At 71.9% G+C, this 17,413-nt stretch carries 12 protein-coding genes and 1 pseudogene; 8 read left to right on the top strand and 5 right to left on the bottom strand.

Annotated features, from left to right (window positions below):
• The first annotated feature begins 227 nt into the window (after positions 1–227).
• Positions 228–2,522 carry a collagenase gene (locus tag ACIRRH_RS30045; protein WP_403073642.1) on the top strand — a complete coding sequence of 765 codons (2,295 nt, stop codon included), beginning with the start codon at positions 228–230 and terminating at the stop codon, positions 2,520–2,522.
• A 91-nt stretch (positions 2,523–2,613) separates the two neighbouring features.
• Here ACIRRH_RS30045 and ACIRRH_RS30040 read toward each other — a convergent pair whose 3' ends face one another.
• Positions 2,614–3,375 carry a PP2C family protein-serine/threonine phosphatase gene (locus ACIRRH_RS30040; protein WP_403073640.1) on the bottom strand — a complete coding sequence of 254 codons (762 nt, stop codon included), beginning with the start codon at positions 3,373–3,375 and terminating at the stop codon, positions 2,614–2,616.
• A gap of 147 nt (positions 3,376–3,522) precedes the next feature.
• On the opposite strand from ACIRRH_RS30040, the gene ACIRRH_RS30035 reads away from it, so the two are divergent.
• Together ACIRRH_RS30035 and ACIRRH_RS30030 are read left to right on the top strand one after the other, a co-directional pair.
• Positions 3,523–4,620, top strand: a complete 1,098-nt coding sequence (locus ACIRRH_RS30035) for an LLM class flavin-dependent oxidoreductase (RefSeq protein ID WP_403073638.1) — start codon at positions 3,523–3,525, stop codon at positions 4,618–4,620.
• Entirely contained in the window at positions 4,617–5,240 is a 624-nt protein-coding gene (locus ACIRRH_RS30030) for an FMN reductase (RefSeq protein WP_403073636.1), read from the top strand. The genes ACIRRH_RS30035 and ACIRRH_RS30030 overlap by 4 nt, the downstream gene beginning before the upstream one ends.
• Before the next feature lie 55 nt (positions 5,241–5,295).
• On the opposite strand, the gene ACIRRH_RS30025 is transcribed toward ACIRRH_RS30030, so the two are convergent.
• A complete protein-coding gene (locus tag ACIRRH_RS30025) occupies positions 5,296–5,721 on the bottom strand; it encodes a winged helix-turn-helix transcriptional regulator (protein WP_403073634.1) in 426 nt (141 codons plus the stop codon).
• A gap of 107 nt (positions 5,722–5,828) precedes the next feature.
• Here ACIRRH_RS30025 and ACIRRH_RS30020 point away from each other — a divergent pair, with 107 nt between their 5' ends.
• The 3 genes from ACIRRH_RS30020 to ACIRRH_RS30010 all read left to right on the top strand — a co-directional run bounded on the left by ACIRRH_RS30020 (position 5,829) and on the right by ACIRRH_RS30010 (position 9,479).
• Positions 5,829–7,268: an MFS transporter gene (locus ACIRRH_RS30020; RefSeq protein ID WP_403073632.1), complete on the top strand. Its 1,440-nt coding sequence runs from the start codon at positions 5,829–5,831 to the stop codon at positions 7,266–7,268.
• 362 nt (positions 7,269–7,630) lie between these two features.
• A complete protein-coding gene (locus ACIRRH_RS30015) occupies positions 7,631–8,656 on the top strand; it encodes a Dyp-type peroxidase (RefSeq protein ID WP_403073630.1) in 1,026 nt (341 codons plus the stop codon).
• A gap of 25 nt (positions 8,657–8,681) precedes the next feature.
• Positions 8,682–9,479: a family 1 encapsulin nanocompartment shell protein gene (locus ACIRRH_RS30010; protein ID WP_403073629.1), complete on the top strand. Its 798-nt coding sequence runs from the start codon at positions 8,682–8,684 to the stop codon at positions 9,477–9,479.
• Between the two features lie 167 nt (positions 9,480–9,646).
• Here the strand turns inward: ACIRRH_RS30010 and ACIRRH_RS30005 are convergent, their stop codons facing one another.
• Entirely contained in the window at positions 9,647–12,691 is a 3,045-nt protein-coding gene (locus ACIRRH_RS30005; protein ID WP_403073628.1) for a tetratricopeptide repeat protein, read from the bottom strand.
• Between the two features lie 258 nt (positions 12,692–12,949).
• On the opposite strand from ACIRRH_RS30005, the gene ACIRRH_RS30000 reads away from it, so the two are divergent.
• Complete coding sequence (locus ACIRRH_RS30000) at positions 12,950–15,121, top strand: ATP-binding protein (RefSeq protein ID WP_403073626.1); 2,172 nt, start codon at positions 12,950–12,952, stop codon at positions 15,119–15,121.
• On the opposite strand, the gene ACIRRH_RS29995 is transcribed toward ACIRRH_RS30000, so the two are convergent.
• Together ACIRRH_RS29995 and ACIRRH_RS29990 are read right to left on the bottom strand one after the other, a co-directional pair.
• Entirely contained in the window at positions 15,090–15,659 is a 570-nt protein-coding gene (locus ACIRRH_RS29995) for a hypothetical protein (protein WP_403073625.1), read from the bottom strand. The two genes, ACIRRH_RS30000 and ACIRRH_RS29995, sit on opposite strands and share 32 nt — an antisense overlap.
• Positions 15,656–16,927: a hypothetical protein gene (locus ACIRRH_RS29990; protein ID WP_403073623.1), complete on the bottom strand. Its 1,272-nt coding sequence runs from the start codon at positions 16,925–16,927 to the stop codon at positions 15,656–15,658. The genes ACIRRH_RS29995 and ACIRRH_RS29990 overlap by 4 nt, the downstream gene beginning before the upstream one ends.
• A 373-nt stretch (positions 16,928–17,300) precedes the next feature.
• On the opposite strand from ACIRRH_RS29990, the pseudogene ACIRRH_RS29985 reads away from it, so the two are divergent.
• Positions 17,301–17,413: pseudogene (locus ACIRRH_RS29985) on the top strand (electron transfer flavoprotein subunit beta); the annotation flags it as partial.

Genomic DNA, 17,413 nt, shown 5'->3' with positions numbered 1-17,413 from the left:
GCGGCCTGTTGGCGGACCACCATCACGTTTCCTGACCCAATTCCCCGCAAACTGCGCACAATGCCCCGGGTTCCCAAGGCCATGTGAGATGTGCCATGGTACATGTCACATCCCCCGCCGTGCCCGACGGAACCGCCGCCCCCACGCGGCGCCGTCACCAACGGTCCTCGACACCCCCACCGGCCGCGGCCCCACGTCGCGGTCGACGACGGCCCGGAGGCCCCCACGTGAGTCCTTCACGTCTGCTGCGACTCCCGCAGCTGGCACGCTTGTTGACGCTCGTCCTGTCCCTGTTCCTGGCGGTCGGCCTGTTCGCCCCGCAGTCCCAGGCCGCCCCCGCCACCCCCACCCCGGGCGGCACGCCCGCGCCCGTCCCGACCGGGCCGGCCCCGCAGCCCGCCACCGGCGCCACCGAACGAGCCGACAACGGGCAGCAGTTGGCATCGGCGGACCAGCGCGCCCCGCTCCCGGTCGACACCCGGCCGGCCGAGGTCCGGCCGACCGCCAAGGCCTTCAGCCTCGGCGCGGCGGCCGAAAAGCCCTGTACCGTCGGCGACTTCTCCGGCCGGACCGGCAGTGACCTGGTCCAGCACATCAAGGACGCCGACATCCAGTGCATCAACAGCCTGTTCCAGCTCACCGGCGGCGACGCGCGGGGCGCGTTCCGCGAGGAGCAGATGAGCACGGTGGCCTACGCGCTGCGCGACGCGTCGGCCAACTACCCCGGCGACAACTCCACCTCCGTCGAGCAGTTGGTGCTCTACCTGCGCGCCGGCTACTTCGTGCAGTGGTACCACAAGGAGGACGTCGGCGAGTACGGCGCCGGCCTCAAGACCGCGATCCAGTCCGGCCTGGACGCCTTCTTCAACAGCGCGCACTCGCGTGACGTCGCCCCGGGCAACGGGCCCATCCTGGGCGAGGCGGTCACCCTGATCGACAGCGCGCAGGAGAACGTCCGCTACCTGCCGGTGGTCAAGCGGCTGCTGGGCGACTACAAGGCCGACACCTGGAACCCGGCCGGCATGGCCTGGGCGGTCAACCCGGTGTTCACCGTGCTGTTCCGCGGCCACCAGGTGCCCGGCTTCGACGCGGCCGTCGAGGCCGACCCGAGCGTGCTGGACTCGCTGTCCGACTTCGCGGCCCGCAACAACGGCCTGCTCGGCGACACCTACGGCGTGCTGGTCTACAACGCGACCAAGGAGCTGACCCGCTTCCTGAAGGACACGGCCCTCCAGGCCAAGGTCCGTCCGCTCGCCAAGGGGCTGGTCGACAAGTCCGAGCCGAAGGGCCGCACCGTCTACCAGTGGGCCGCGGTCGCCGAGGGCGTCGACTACTACGACGCCGGCAACTGCTCGTACTACGGCACCTGCAACAAGGCCGACCAGCTCAAGGCCGGCGTGCTGACGGTGAACCACACCTGCAGCCCGAGCATCAAACTGATCGCCCAGGCGCTGGACAACACCCAGCTGGGCACCGCCTGCACCAGCCTGACCGGCCAGGACGCGTTCTTCCACTCGGTGGCCAAGGACAACGGCCCGGTCAAGGACGACAACAACAACACGATCGAGGTCGTGGTCTTCCACTCCTCGCTCGACTACCAGGTGCTGGCCGCCGCGATCTACGGCATCGACACCAACAACGGCGGCATGTACCTGGAGGGCCAGCCGGCCACGGTCGGCAACCAGCCGCGCTTCCTCTGCTACGAGGCCGAGTGGGCCCGTCCGTCCTTCGAGATCTGGAACCTCAACCACGAGTACACCCACTACCTCGACGGCCGGTTCGACATGTACGGCGACTTCAACGCCGGCATGACCACCCCGACCGTCTGGTGGGTCGAGGGCTTCGCGGAGTACGTCTCCTACTCGTACCGCAAGGTCAACAACGACGGTGCCATCGCGGCCGCCGCCCGGCACACCTACAAGCTGAGCGACCTGTTCGACACCGCCTACGGTGACCAGGACCGGGTCTACCGCTGGGGCTACCTGGCCGTGCGCTACATGCTGGAGCAGCACCGCTCCGACATGGACGCGGTCCTCGCCAAGTACCGGGCCGGCGACTGGGACGGTGCCCGCACCATCCTCAAGACCACCATCGGCACCCGCTACGACGCCGACTTCGACAGCTGGCTGACCAGGTGCGCGGCCGGCGCCTGCGCCACCGACGGCGGCGGCACGCCCACCACGCCGCAGCTGCCGGAGTGCACCGGCACCGACACCCGGCAGCTGGACGCCAACTGCACCCGCAGCAACGTCGCGGCCACCACGGGCAACTACGCGCACTTCTACCTGCTGGTGCCGGCCGGCACCAAGCAGGTGAAGATCACCACCAGCGGCGGCACCGGCAACGGTGACCTCTACTACAACCCGACCGGCTGGGCGTACACCGACAGCAACACCGCGCGGTCGACCAACCCGGACAACTCCGAGACGCTGACCGTCACGAACCCGCCGGCCGGCTACGTCTTCTTCAGCCTCTACGCCCAGCAGGGCTTCAGCGGGGTGAGCGTCACGAGCGAAATCTGAGCCGGGAACGGCCAACGGACAGGTGACCGCCCCGGGCGGAGCGCTACGGCGCCCCGCCCGGGGCGGGTCCGTTCCACCGGGAGCCGGGCCCCTACGCCCCGACCTGCACCAGCGCCAGGGTGATGTTGTCCGGTCCGCCGGCCTCGATCGCCGCCTTCCACAGTTCGAACGCCGCCTTGCCGTCCGAGCGGTCCGCCCCCTCGAACGACCGCTCCAGCAGCCCGGCCAGCTCCTCCTCGGGCACCGGGTCGGTCAGGCCGTCGCTGCACACCAGGTACCGGTCCCCGGTGGCCAGCGGCGCGGCCCGGACGTGCGGTTCGACGAAGGTGAGCCCGAGCGAGCCGCCCAGGGTCTGGGTGACCACCGAGGTGGTGCGCTGCCCGGGCGACAGCGGTGGGCTGTCGTCCACGCTCACCCGGCGCAGCCCGTCCGCGGTGATCCGGTAGACCCGGCTGTCGCCGACGTTGAAGGTCACCACCCGCTCGGGCAGCAGCACCAGTCCGGCGACGGTGGTGCCCATCGCGGCGAGCTCCGGCTCCTCGGCGGCGGCCGCGTAGACGGCCCGGTTGCAGGCCTGGAGCTCCTCGCGGACGGCCTCCTCGCTGTCCAGCGTGCCCCCGTCGGCGGCGAGCCGCCGGGCGACCAGGGCGCTGGCCACCTCGCCGCCGGGGTGGCCGCCCAGACCGTCGGAGACCGCGACCACGCAGGGCGGGCCGAGCGGGAAGAGCAGGGTCTGCGGGTTGGTGGTCACGGTGGCGCAGAGCGTCCACGGCCCGACCGTGAGGCTGTCCTCGTTGTGCTCGCGCACCAGGCCCTCGTGGCTCAGCGCGCTCACCGCGATGTACGGACCCATCGTCCGCCGCCCTTCCGGAGCCTTCCCTCACCCGCCCGTGCTCTTCATTGTCCTCGCAGGGCACGGGAGGCGGCCAGGGGGAATATCCGCCCCTGCCCGAGTGCTAGGGTGGTTGAAAGTTGGACTACCTGGGATCTGGTGAGCAGCATGCAGTTCGGAATCTTCTCCGTCGGCGACGTGACGACCGACCCCACCACCGGCCGCACTCCGACCGAGCACGAGCGGATCAAGGCCATGGTGGCCATCGCCCGCAAGGCCGAGGAGGTCGGCCTGGACGTCTTCGCCATGGGCGAGCACCACAACCCGCCGTTCGTCCCGTCCTCGCCGACGACCATGCTCGGCTACATCGCCGCGCAGACCGACCGCATCATCCTGTCCACCTCGACCACGCTGATCACCACCAACGACCCGGTGAAGATCGCCGAGGACTACGCGATGCTCCAGCACCTGGCGGAGGGCCGGGTGGACGTCATGATGGGCCGCGGCAACACCGGCCCGGTCTACCCGTGGTTCGGCAAGGACATCCGCCAGGGCATCCCGCTCGCGATCGAGAACTACGCGCTGCTGCACCAGCTGTGGCGCGAGGACGTGGTGGACTGGCAGGGCCGCTTCCGCACCCCGCTCCAGGGCTTCACCTCCACGCCGCGCCCGCTGGACGACGTCCCGCCGTTCGTCTGGCACGGCTCGATCCGCAGCCCGGAGATCGCCGAGCAGGCCGCCTACTACGGTGACGGCTTCTTCGCGAACAACATCTTCTGGCCCAAGGAGCACTTCCAGAAGCTGATCGAGCTCTACCGCGAGCGCTTCGCCCACTACGGCCACGGCACGCCCGAGCAGGCGATCGTCGGCCTCGGCGGGCAGGTGTTCATGCGCAAGAACTCCCAGGACGCGGTGCGCGAGTTCCGTCCGTACTTCGACAACGCGCCGGTGTACGGGCACGGGCCCTCGCTGGAGGAGTTCACCGAGCAGACCCCGCTGACCGTGGGCAGCCCGCAGGAGGTCATCGAGAAGACCCTGACCTTCCGCGAGACCTTCGGCGACTACCAGCGCCAGCTGTTCCTGATGGACCACGCCGGCCTGCCGCTGAAGACGGTGCTGGAGCAGCTGGACCTGCTCGGCGAGGAGGTCGTGCCGGTGCTGCGCGAGGAGTACGCCAAGGGCCGCCCGGCCGGAGTGCCGGAGGGGCCGACCCACGCCGCGCTGGTCGCGGCCCGGAACGAGAAGGCCGTGGAGGTGGCCAAGTGACCGCGTTCAAGCTGGTGGTGGTGAGTGCCGGGCTGAGCAAGCCGTCCTCGACGCGCCTGCTGGCGGACCGGCTCGCCGACTCGACCGTGCGCCGACTCGCCCCGGAGGGGCGGGAGGTGGACGTCACCGTGGTCGAACTGCGGGACCTGGCGGTGGAGCTGGCCAACAACTTCGTCACCGGCTTCCCCGGTGCCGGGCTGCGCGCGGCGATCGAGGCGGTGACGGAGGCGGACGCCCTGATCGCGGTGACGCCGATCTTCACGGCCTCGTACAGCGGCCTGTTCAAGTCCTTCTTCGACGTGATCGACAACGACGCGCTCACCGGCAAGCCGGTGCTGATCGCCGCCACCGGCGGCACGGCCCGGCACTCGCTCGCCCTGGAGCACGCCGTCCGGCCGCTGTTCAGCTACCTGCGCGCGGTGGTGCTGCCGACCGCCGTCTACGCGGCCACCGACGACTGGGGCACGGCGGGGGACGGGCTCACCGACGGCCTGCCGCGCCGGATCGACCGGGCGGCCGGCGAGCTGGCGGCCCTGCTGGCCGGGCGCGGCCCGGCGGCGCCGGCGCTGCCCGAGCAGGTGGTGCCGTTCGCCGAGCAGCTGGCGGCGCTGCGGGTCTGAGCCGGATCGGGCCGGGCGAGGGGCGGGTGGAGGCGCACCCGCCCCTCGCCGCCGTTCAGGACGCCCCCTCCCGGGCGTCGTACGCGGCCCGGGCGCCGGCGATCTCGCGCTGGTGCGCCTCGGTCCAGGTGACCAGCGACTGGATGGTGGCGTGCAGCGTCCGCCCGAGCGGGGTCAGCGCGTAGTCCACCCGGGGCGGCACCACCGGGTGCACCGTCCGCTCGACCAGGCCGTCCCGCTCCAGCTGGCGCAGCGTGACGGTGAGCATCCGCTGGCTCACCCCGTCGATCGCCCGGCGCAGCTCGGTGAAGCGCAGCGACTGCCGGTCCAGCAGGGCGATCACCAGGAGCGACCACTTGTCGGCGATCCGGTCCAGGATCTGCCGCACCTCGCAGTCCTCCCGGACGTCCCACTGGAGGACGTCGTAGCCGTCCTCGGTACCCCCGCAGTGCGTCGGTTCCTTTGAAGTGCCTTCTTCCACGATCCCTGATGCTGCCCGAGGATGACGGGTGGTTACAAGAGGGAACCGACCGGATGGAAGAGAACCGTCCGGGGCCCTCGCCACCCCCCATTCCGAGGAGCCCCAAGGTGTCCGTGTCATCAGCCCTGCCCGAAAACAGCCGGGAGGCCGCCCCGGTGCCCGAGGAGCGCCCGACGGGATCCGGCGGCCGGTCCGCCGCCGTCCTGGCCGTGCTCTGCGGCGCGATCTTCCTGGAGGGCATCGACGTCGCGATGCTGAACGTGGCGCTGCCCTCGATCCGCGCGGACCTGGGGATGTCCACCGGCGCGCTGTCCTGGGTGCTGAGCGCCTACGTGCTGGGCTACGGCGGGTTCATGCTGCTCGGCGGCCGGACGGCCGACCTGCTGGGCCGGCGCCGGATGTTCCTGCTCTGGCTGACCGTCTTCGTCCTCTTCTCCGGCCTCGGCGGCCTGGCCACCGAGGGCTGGGTGCTGATCCTGGCCCGATTCGTCACCGGCCTGTCCGCGGCCTTCATGACCCCCGCGGGGCTGTCGATCATCACCACCGCCTTCCCCGAGGGGCCGCGGCGCAACCGGGCGCTGCTGGTGTACGCGGGGACGGCCGCGGCGGGCTTCTCGCTCGGCCTGGTGGTGGGCGGCCTGCTGACGGCGGTCAGCTGGCGCTGGGTGTTCTTCGCCCCGGTGCTCCTGGCCGGTGCGCTGCTGGTGGCGGCCGTCCCGCTGATCCCCCGCGAGGCGGCGCCGGACCGGGCCCCCGGCGGGCGCTTCGACCTGGCCGGGGCGGCCGCCGCGACCGGGGCGATGCTGCTGCTGGTGTACGGCGTGGTGCGGATCGGCGAGCCGGGCGCGGGGGCCGTCACGACCGCCGCCGTGCTGGTCGGCGGGCTCGCCCTGCTGGCGGTGTTCGCGGTGGTCGAGCGGCGCTCCTGCGCGCCGCTGGTGCGCCTGGGCATCCTGCGCTCCGGGCCGCTGCTGCGGGCCAACCTGGGCGCGGTGCTGTTCGCCGGCTCGTTCTTCGGCTTCCAGTTCGTCGCCACCCTCTACCTCCAGGACCTGCGCGGCTGGTCCCCGCTCCAGACCGGCCTCGCGCTGCTCGCGATCGGCGTGGACTCGGTGCTGGCGCCGACCCTCACCCCGAAGCTGGTGGAGCGCTTCGGCAACGCCCGGGTGATCCTCGGCGGCTTCCTGCTGGCCGCGCTCTCGTACGGGCTGTTCCTGCCGGTGGACGCCGACTGGACGTACCCGATGATGTTCCCGACCATGCTGCTGACCGGGCTCGCCTTCGCCCTCGCGTACGGGCCGCTGACCATCGCGGCCACCGAGGGGATCGCGGAGGAGGAGCAGGGGCTGGCCGGCGGGCTGCTCAACACCTCGTTCCAGTTCGGCGCGGCGCTCGGGCTCTCGGTCGTGACCACGGTGAACCTGGCCGTGCTGGGGTCGGGGGCCACCGTGCTGGAGGGCTTCCGGGCGGCGCTGGTGGTGCCGGTGGTCTCGGCGGTGCTGGGTGCCGCGGTGGCCGCCACCGGCGCCGGGCGGCGGCGGGCCTGAAGCCCGCGGGGGCGGTCCTGCATCCCGTGGGGGCGGTCCTGATCCCGTGGGGGAGCGCCGCCCGTCCGCGCCGCTCGTCCGTGTCGAACGGCCCCGTCGGAGCGGCTTCCGGCGGGGCCGTCCAGTCCGTCCGGTCCGTCCGGTGGGGCCGTTCGGCTGTGCGCCGACGGTGCCGGATTGTCCGCTTTGCGATGTAATCATTCCCATGATCGGATCAGTGCTGGTCCATCCGCGGTGGGGCGCCACCTCCAGGAGGGGCTGATGGACAGCCGGTCCGCGCCGCCGCAGCAGCGCAAGCAGATCCTCACCGACCACCGCGCCGAACGGGACGCCTCCCGGGCGTCCTGAGAGAGGTCACGACCATGCAGGCCGAACCGCAAGCCGTGCTCTCCCCGCTGACCAGCGCGGCCGTCTTCCTGGTCCTCACCGTCGAACCCGGCCGCGAGGAGGCCGTCCGCGACCTGCTGCCCGAACTCGCCGCACTGCGCCGCGCCGTCGGCTTCCGGGCCCCCGAGGGCGCCCTCACCTGCGTCACCGGCATCGGCTGCGCACTCTGGGACCGCCTCTTCGCCGGCCCCCGCCCGGCCTCCCTGCACCCCTTCCAGGAAGTGGCCGGCGCCCGCCACCGGGCCCCGGCCACCCCCGGCGACCTGCTGCTGCACCTGCGGGCCGAGCGGATGGACCTCTGCTTCGAGCTGGCCGGCCAACTCGTCGGCCGGCTCGCCGGGACGGCCACCGTGGCCGACTCCGTCCAGGGCTTCCGCTACTTCGACGACCGGGACCTGCTCGGATTCGTCGACGGGACGGAGAACCCCGAGGGCCGGGCCGCGGTGAGCGCCGCCCTGGTCGGGGCGGAGGACCCGGAGTTCACCGGCGGCAGCTACGTCATGGTCCAGAAGTACCTGCACGACCTGGACAAGTGGAACGCGCTGAGCGTCGAGGAGCAGGAGGGCGCGGTCGGCCGCACCAAGCTCACCGACATCGAGCTGGCCGACGACGTCAAGCCCGCCGACTCGCACGTGGCGCTCACCGTGATCACCGGGCCGGACGGCGAGGAGCGGAAGATCGTCCGCTTCAACATGGCGTTCGGATCCTTCGACCGCGGCGGCGAGTTCGGCACCTACTTCATCGGCTACGCGGCGGACCCGGGGGTGACCGAGGAGATGCTGCGCAACATGTTCGTCGGCAACCCGCCCGGTACCACCGACCGGCTGCTCGACTTCTCCACCGCCGTCACCGGCGGGCTGTTCTTCGTCCCGACCGCCGACTTCCTCGACTCCCCGCCACCGGCGCCCGGCTTCGCCCCCGCCCCCACCCCTGTCTCCGCTCCCGCCCCGTCCCCCGGGGACGGCTCGCTCGGCATCGGCAGCCTCAAGCAGACCCCCTGACAGAGCACCCGAACAGGACCCGCCCATGAACAACCTCCACCGGGACCTCGCCCCGATCTCCGCCGCCGCCTGGGAGGAGATCGAGGAGGAGGCCCGCCAGACCTTCAAGCTCCACATCGCCGGCCGCCGGGTGGTCGACCTCAACGGCCCCGACGGCGCCACCCTCGCCGCCGTCGGCACCGGCCACCTGACCACCATCGACCCCCCGACGGACGGCATCCAGGCCCGCGCCCGCGCCGCCCAGCCGGTCGTCGAACTGCGCGTCCCCTTCACCGTCCGCCGCGATGCCGTGGACGACGTCGAACGCGGCTCCCGCGACTCGGACTGGCAGCCGGTCAAGGACGCGGCCCGCAACCTGGCCCTGGCCGAGGACCGCGCCGTCTTCGAGGGCTACCGCGCCGCGGCCATCGACGGCATCCGCGCCGCCTCCACCAACCCCCCGGTCCAACTCCCCGAGGACGTCCGGGAATACCCGGAGGCCGTCAGCCGCGCGCTCACCGTCCTCCGCCTCGCCGGCGTCGGCGGCCCCTACTCACTCCTGCTCGGCGCCGCCGCCTTCACCGCCGTCAACGAGACCAGCGACCACGGCTACCCCGTCCACAACCACCTCGCCCGCCTCCTCGACGGCGAGATCATCTGGGCCCCGGCCATCGAGGGCGCCTACCTGCTCTCCACCCGCGGCGGCGACTTCGAACTGTTCCTCGGCCAGGATTCCTCGGTCGGCTACCTCTCCCACAACGCCGAAACGATTCAGCTCTACCTACAGGAGACGCTGACGTTCCGGGTGTACACGGGAGAGGCCGCCGTCGTGCTACGCGGCTAGCACCAGATCGGGCTCGAAGTGGCGATGAGGATCTGGTGGGCTATGTGGATGAGCATGCTCATGGCGCTCTTGCTTTCTGGTCCGGTTCGGTCGGCAGGGGCCGCTTGATGCGCAGAGCTTCGCATAACCAGACTGAAAGATCAAAATCAGAGTCCGAAAGTCGAACTTCATTTCGATGAGTGACGATCATATGAAAAGCGCGATTCAAGTTCGGCGAGTGCCGAGCGGATACGCGCGGCCTCGTCTGCGATGTCGACCTGCTCGGCCAAAGTGACGGCCGCTGTCAGGTAGGCGAGGGCGGCAGGCTGATTTCCGGCTGCCGCCTCGCAGCGGCCAAGGCCGCGCAGAGCAGCTGCTTGCTCGCGTCCGGTGCCGATGGAGCGTGCGAGCTCCAGGGCGAGCTCGTGCTGTTCCCGGGCCTCCTCGTGCCGGCCGGCGGCGAGCAGGGTCTGGCCGAGCCCGTTGCGACCGTCGGCCTCGTGCCGGACGGTTCCGAACTCGCGGAACGTCGTCAGGGCCGACCGGTAGAGCGCGAGGGCGGTTTCCAGTTCGTTCGGGATTTCCAGCGTTTCCGCGAGGTTGGCGCGGGCCACGGACAGATTCAGCGAGGGAATGGCGTCGTCGGCGGCGTCCAGAATCCTCTCGAATATTTCCCGAGCCATGGCATTTCGCCCGGCGCTTAGATGGACCTCTCCGATGTTGTTCAGTGCCCGGAATTCCAGGGCCCGGTCATTGAATTTCTGGGCAAGTGACAATGCGACGTTGTAGACGGTGAGAGCCGATTCCTCGTCCCCCAGTGATCGGTGCAGAATTCCGATGTTGACCATGCAGCGGGCGGCGTTCCACTGGTCGCCCTGTTCCTCCCGAATGGCCAGTACCTCTTGCTGGATCGTCAGGGCCTCATGCAGTCGGGTCTGCTCCCACCGCAGCCGCCCGAGCAGGTTGAGGGCGTTCGCCGCCGCGTCCGGGTCGCCCTGCGCCCGGGCGAGGGCGAGGCTGCGTTCGAGGGCCTCGGCTGCGGGCTCATAGCGGGAGGCGTTGGCGAGTGTCGCGCCCAGGTCGATCAGGGCCCGCGCCTCCTGCCGGTCGTTCGCCTGCGACCGCCAGTGCGCGACCGCCGCCCGGTGCAGGTCCTGGGCCTCGCTCCAGTAGGCCTCGGCGTCCAGGTGGCCGGCCAGGACGTGGGCGAGCCAGGCGCCGTGCTCCGCGAGCCCGGTGCGGTGCGCGTGGGCGGTCAGAGCGATCAGTCCGGCATGTTCGGCCTCCAGCCAAGTCCTGGCCGATTCCGGTGAGTTCATCTCGACTTCGCCCAACAACTCGAACGTGTCGTCGAGTTGCCGATCATCCGGAAGCGGGGTTCTCGATCTGTGCGGATAGAGCAGGTGGTCCGCGCGGTCGGTGGTGTGCAGGGCGAAACCGAGCAGCCGTCGGGCCGCGGCTTCCCGCTGATTCTGTTCGACTCCCAAGGCCACCGCGAACTCCCTTAAAAGATCATGCAGTTGGTAACGCTCGGGCGATATCTCCGTGATCAGGTGGCAGTTCAGTAAAGCTTCGAGAACCTCGTCGGTCTCGTCGATGCTCCGCCCGAACAGGGCCGCTGCCGCGGGCACGCCGAAATCCGGTCCGGGATACAGGCCGAGCAGGCGGAATGCCGATCGCTGGCCGGCGGAGAGGTAGCGGTACGACAGCTCGAAGACCTGAGCGATGCTGGCCGAGTTGGTCCGGATCTCCGCCAGCCGGCCGTTCTTGCGGGAGAGGCGCCGGGCGAGGTGGCCCAGCGTCCAGGACGGGCGGGCCTTGAAGCGGCTGGCGGCGAGTTCGATGGCGAGGGGCAGGTGGCCGCAGCGTTCGACGATCTCGATGATGCTCTCGGTGTCCGTGGAGCGCTCGGGTCCCACCACGTTGGTGAACAGGGCCGCGGCGTCGTCGACCGTCAGCACGTCCAGGAACACCGGGCGGGCGTCAGGGAGTTCGGTGAGGCGCTGGCGGCTGGTGACGAGGATCAGGGCGGACGGGGCGGGCGGCAGCAGCGGGCGGACCTGAGCGGCGTTCGAGGCGTCGTCGAGCACGACGACGGCGCGGCGCGAGGACAGCGCCTCGGCGCACAGCGCGAACACCTCGTCGGCGTCGAGCGGGATGGTGGTGGCGGGCACGCCCATGCGTCTGAGCAGCAGGGCGCCCGCGGCCTCCGGGGTCAGCGGCGGCTGGTTGCCGACGTGGGCGCGCAGGTTGAGGTAGACGTAGCCGTCCGGGAAGTGCTCGCGCATCAGGTCGGCGGCATGGAGGGCGAGGGTGGTCTTGCCGACCCCGGGCATGCCGAGGATCGCCGATACGGTGACGATGCCGCCCCGGGCGTGCCGGGCGTCGGGGCCGGGCAGGACACGGCGGAGGTCGTCCTCGCGGCCGATCAGCCGGTGCCGTCCGGGGACGTCCGCGGGTTCGGTGGTCCGGGGCGCGGGTGCCAGGACGGCCTCGGCCCGCTTCGGCGTGCCGGGTAGCGGTTCGCCGCGCAGCATGCACTGATGGAGTCGGGTGAGCTGTTCGCCGGGTTCGGTGGCGAAGTGGGCGCGGAGCAGGCGGACGACGGCGGGGTAGACGGCGAGTGCGTCGGCGGGCCGGCCGACGGCGTGGAGCGCGGTCATCAGGTGGCCGGCGAGGCGTTCGTCGGTGGGGCGGTCCTCGCGCAGCGCCGTGAGTTCGGGGATCAGCTCGGCGAAGCGACCGATGCGCAGGTCGATCTCGATCCGGCGCAGCGTGGTGGTGAAGTGCTGGTCGGCCATGGCGGCGCGGGTGGTCTGAGCCCAGGTGCCGGGCAGGCCGGCCAGGGGTTCGCCGCACCACAGGCTGGTGGCGCGGCTCAGGACGGTTCTGGCCTGGTGATCCTGCCCGTTCTCGGCGAGCAGTCCGGCTTGGTCGGAGAGGTCCAGGTATCGGTGCCAGTCGATCAGCAAGGGGTCCGCTCGCAGGGTGTACGTGTGCGATCGGGTGTCGATCGTGGGGGGCTCCCGGAGCTCTTTCGTCCCCGTGGCCTGGGCCGCTCGTCTCAACAGGGCGCGCAGGTGGGAAACATGGCTGTACAGGCTGGTCAACGCGCTGGGCGGAGGGTCCTCGCCCCACAGTCGGTACGCGAGCGAGGTGTGGGAGAGCGGCCTTCCGACCTCCAGGGCCAGGGCGGCCAGCAGCTGCCGTCGCTTGTCGGAGGGAATCGCCAATGGCTCTCCGTTTACCGACAGTTCAACTGAACCGAGGAGATGGAACTTCACGTGACGCCCCCCGCCGGTTGGCTACCAGCTTGCCGTGTCGCGGGTGAGCATGGCATGTGTCCAGGGCAATCGGCCATACCATCGCAGGGTTCCGTGACCGTGCTTTCGGGAATAATCTCGACATGGCGATACGTCACATGCTAGTGCCACACTGATAATTCGTCCGAGGCCGGGGGAGCCAGTGACAGGATCGACCGTGGTCGGCGGGTGCCGGTGAACGACGTCAACCTGCCGTACGGAGTGGTACGGAACTCACTGGCCGGCGCCACGACGGTCTCCGGCCCGGTGGTGCAGGCCGGCACCATCCACGGCGGACTGCACCTGCACGGGCCGTCCGCCCTGCCCACACCGAGGCAACTCCCGCCCTGCCCGAGGCGGTTGATCGGCCGGGAGGCCGACCTGGCGGCGTTGGACAGCTCGCTGGCCCCCGACACCGCGGCGGCGGACGTCACCGTCGTGGTGACCGGCCCCGCCGGGGTCGGCAAGACGGCACTGGCCGCACAGTGGCTGCGCGGCCAGGCCGGCCGGTTCCCGGACGGTCAGCTGTACGCGGACCTGCGCGGCTATGCACCCGGCGGCCCCGCCGACCCGGCCGAGGCCCTCGGCAGTTTCCTGCGGGCCTTCGGGATCTCCCCGGTGCCGGGGAGCCTGGAGGAGGGCGCCGCGCTCTGGCGCTCGCTGGCGGCGGAGCGGCGGATCGCGGTACTGCTGGACAACGCTTCGACGGCCGCCCAGGTGCGGCCGCTGCTGCCCGGTTCGGACCACGCGGTGGTCGTGGTGACCAGCCGTCGCCGGCTCACCGGGCTGGGCATCGACGGCGCGGTGTTCCGGCCGGTGGTGCCGCTCGCCCCGGAGGCCTCCACCGAGATCCTCGCCGAGCGGGTCGGCCGGCGCAGGGTGGTCGACGAGCGTGACGCCGCGGCCGAGGTGGTGGACGCCTGCGCCGGGCTGCCGCTGGCGATCTGCCTGGCGGCGGCCCGCATCGCGGCGCGCCCGGCCCAGTCGCTCGCGGCGGCCGCGGAGATGCTAGGGCGGGGCACCGACCGGCTGGCGGCGCTGAACGTGGAGGGGGAGACGGTGCAGGACCTGCTGGACGCTTCCTACGGTGTGCTGGAGCCGGACGCCGCCAGGCTCTACGGGCTGCTGGGCCTGCTGCCGTTCCCCGAGTTCACCCTGGAGAACGCCGCCGCGCTGGCGGACGTGGACCTGGCCGGGGCCGATCGGCTGCTGGATGGCCTGATCGATGTGCACCTGCTGGAGGAGACCGGGCCGGAGCGGTTCCGCTTCCACGACCTGGTGCGGCTGCACGCCCGGGCGCACGGGGAGCGGATCCGGGACGCCCGGCCCACCGGGGCCGCACTCGACCGGGTCGTCGACTGGTACCTCGCCACGGCCACGGCCGCTGAGGCGGTGATCTCGCCGAGCCACCGCACCCTCGCCCGCGACTACCGCACCCGCTCCGTCCACCCGCCCCGGGGGTTCGAGGGCGACGGTCCGGCCCTGGAATGGCTCGATGCGGAACGCGATCGGCTCGCCGACGTCCTTCGCTGGTGCGAGGAACTGGACCGGCCCGCGGCCGCTTGGCAACTTGCCGACGCCATGTGGCCGTTGTTCCTCCGGCTGCGCCCGGCGCGGCTGTGGGTCGAGGCCCACCGGATCGGTCTGCGGGCCGCCCGGGCGGCCGGTTCCCGCAGCGGCGAGCTGCGGATGCTCACCAGCGGCGGGAACGGCCTGCGGAACGCGGGCGAGGGGGAGGAGGCGGCGGGCTGGTTCACCGAAGCCCTTGGCCTCGCCCGGGACACGGGCCGTCCGCTGGCGCAGGCGGACGCGCTGTACGGGCTCAGCCAGACCCATCGGATGGCCGGTCGGCTGGACGCGGCCGCCGAGTGCCTGCACGAGGTGGTCCGGCTCCGCGAGGCCGAGGACTACCTGCGCGGTTCGGCGCTGGCCCGGCTGGCGTACGGCGAGGTGCTGCTGATGGCCGGCCGGGCGGCCGAGGCGGTGGAGCCCATCGAGCGGGCGGGCCGCGAGCTCTCCTCGATCGGGGACGACTACGAGGCGGCCCGCGCGATGGCCTTCCTGGGCCTGGCGCACGGCCGGCTGGGCGCGTACGAGCTTGCCGAGGCCCGCATCGAGGAGGCCCTCGCGGGCTTCCGGGCCAGGCGGTCCGCGCACTGGGAGGCGCGGGCGCTGGATTTCGCCGGTCAGGTCGAGGAACTGCGCGGCCGCCCGGACGCGGCGCGGCTCCGGTTCGAGCAGTCCATGGCCCGGTACCAGGAGGTCGGTGCCACGGCCGAGGTGGCCGGACTGGCCGACCGCCTCGCCGCGTACGGTGCCGAATCCGCCGTCACCCCCTGCCCGGGCGAACCGGAGGCGTGAGCCGGCTCCACCCGGAGCCCGGGGAGTGGCACCCGGCGGCACTGATCCGGTCGAGTTCGCCCAGCGCCCGTCCGGCCGCCAGCCAGGCGTGCGCCAGCGAGCCGAGGGCCGGCGGCGGGACCGGCTCACCGGCCGGACCGGAGGCCTGCAGGACGAGCCGTGCCCCGGTCCGGGCGAGCACCAGCACCGCCCCCGGACGGTGTTCGGCCGTGGCCACCGCACACCCGGGGTACGCGGACAGCAGCTTCGCGAGCCGCGCGTGGACGTCCGCCGCCGGAACCGGCCCGAGGTGCAGCACGTCGGCGTGCCGGCGCCAGCGGAAGCCCCCCGGCTCGGTGAGGTCGAGCACGAGGTGCTCGTCCACGAACCCGGGCCCCGGCCGCTCCTCCGGAGCCGTGGACGCCGGGTCCGCCGCCAGCAGCCCGTGGCGGATACCGGCCGTGGACATCACCCGGGCCTCGAACAGCGCGGTCGTCGAGCCGCCGTACGCGGAAGGGCCGACCGGCACGAGGCGCACCGTGTGCAGCGCGGCCGTCATCCGGCCCGCCGCGACTCGGCCGCCGCGATCGCGTCCAGCGGCTCGGGCAGCGGGAGCGGCTCCGGATCCGGGGTGTGTGCCGGCTGGCCCAGCCCGAGGACGCGGTACAGCAGCCGACGGGCGTTCCGGTCGAAGCGGCCCGGCTCGGAGCTGATCCGGGCGGCGATGGCCGCGTACTCCTCCGGGCGGTACTGCTCGGCGGCGTACGCGAGTTGGCCGACGAGCGGATGCCCGGGCGTGAGCGCGGGCGCGGTCCGGGCGAGCTGCGCGGCCGGTGAGCGCGGATTGACGTGCCGGTGCGGGTACTCGGCGAGCAGGACGGGAGCGCCGGTCATCGCGCCGTACAGGGTGACCGAGCCGTGGTCCCCGATGACGAAGTCGGCGGCGACCAGCAGCGGCCGCCAGTCCGTCTCGGGAGGGATCACCGTGACGGCCCCTCGGGCGGTGGCCTTCGCCCAGGAGTGCACCGCGTAGGTCGAGTGCTGAGCCGCGATGTTGGGATGGGCCAGCAGGACCGCCCGGTAGCCGTGCCGGGGCAGTTCCGAGGTCAGCCTGGGCAGCACGGCGTCGAGCCGGGTGAAGAGCGAGCCGTCGCCCCAGGTGGAGCAGACCAGCACCAGCTTCTCCTCCGGCCGCAGCCCCAGCGCGCTCCGGTAGCGCTCCCGGTGCGACAGCGCGGTGGTGATGCGGTCGTAGCACGGATCGCCGACCACCTCGGCGATCGGCAGTGCCTCCGGGCAGCTGCGCCGGAGTTCGAGCAGTTCCTCCTCGTGGGCCAGCGCGAACGAGGTGGGGACGAGCCGCCCCTCCCAGTAGAGGTAGTCCGGACCGAGCCCGATGGCCGCCCGCTCGCCGTCCGGGGCGTGGCGCCGGGACAGCTTGATGTTGCCGGCCCCGTGCGGCAGTCGGACGACCGGGCCGTGCAGCTGCTCGATCCCCTGGGAACCGGCGGCCAGGATCAGGTCGAACTCGCGCCGGACCGCCTGCTCCCACGGCAGCAGGGTGCCGCCCAGCGCCCGGAGGATCTCCGCGGCGCCCCCGTTGAACACGTGGGGTGCCACCGTGAACTGCACGTGGACCCGCAGGTCCGGGGCGAGCAGGGAGTAGAAGTCGTGCAGCCGCTTCGCGTACACCATGGTCTGCGCGACCACGAGCACCTCCTTACGGTCCCGCAGGGTCTCCCACGGCCCGTTGTTGCTCCAGGCCGCCGTCGTCCGGGGCTTCCCGTCCGTCGTCACGATGTCCTGTTCCCCGTGCACCAAGGTCATCCTTCTCCCCCTCCTTGATCCAAGGCCAGGGCCGTCGGCCGGCCCCGGGGACGATGTTCCCCGCGCCGTCTGGCGGATTCCATGACGCGACCTGGTCGGTGCTTGCGGAAACCTTGTGTCCGCTTCCCGTGCCGCCGGCACGGCCCCGGGGAGCCGGGAAGGGTACTGAGTTCCTTTACGAAGGGTACTGAGTGCCGTATTCTCTCCATGGAGCCTCTGACGCCAGTCGAAGAGAGCCGACACGGTATGCCGGTCCAGGTGGCGCTTGCGGTGCGCGGGTCGCGCCCGGGCCAGGCTTGGCACTCAGTACCCTCGGCATGCCTGAGGCCATGGATCCAGTTGCATCCGTGCACCCGTGACAGGAGAACCGCTCATGAGCTTGAGGATCGTCGTCTGTGTGAAGCACGTCCCGGACGCGACGGGTGACCGTCGTTTCGCGGACGACCACACCACGGACCGGGAGGGCGTGGACGGCCTCCTGTCGGA

The sequence above is a fragment of the Kitasatospora sp. NPDC101235 genome, from assembly GCF_044767505.1.
GTDB lineage: Bacteria > Actinomycetota > Actinomycetes > Streptomycetales > Streptomycetaceae > Kitasatospora.
The sequence above is the reverse complement of the archived record's forward strand: the minus strand, read 5'-3'. Positions and strand labels throughout refer to the sequence as shown.

Excerpts from the sequence above, each read along its gene's own strand:
- ACIRRH_RS30040 (WP_403073640.1), bottom strand. The coding sequence starts at position 3,375 with ATGGGTCCGTACATCGCGGTGAGCGCGCTGAGCCACGAGGGCCTGGTG.
- ACIRRH_RS30035 (WP_403073638.1), top strand. The coding sequence starts at position 3,523 with ATGCAGTTCGGAATCTTCTCCGTCGGCGACGTGACGACCGACCCCACC.
- ACIRRH_RS30015 (WP_403073630.1), top strand. The coding sequence starts at position 7,631 with ATGCAGGCCGAACCGCAAGCCGTGCTCTCCCCGCTGACCAGCGCGGCC.
- ACIRRH_RS30010 (WP_403073629.1), top strand. The coding sequence starts at position 8,682 with ATGAACAACCTCCACCGGGACCTCGCCCCGATCTCCGCCGCCGCCTGG.
- ACIRRH_RS29995 (WP_403073625.1), bottom strand. The coding sequence starts at position 15,659 with ATGACGGCCGCGCTGCACACGGTGCGCCTCGTGCCGGTCGGCCCTTCC.
- ACIRRH_RS29990 (WP_403073623.1), bottom strand. The coding sequence starts at position 16,927 with ATGACCTTGGTGCACGGGGAACAGGACATCGTGACGACGGACGGGAAG.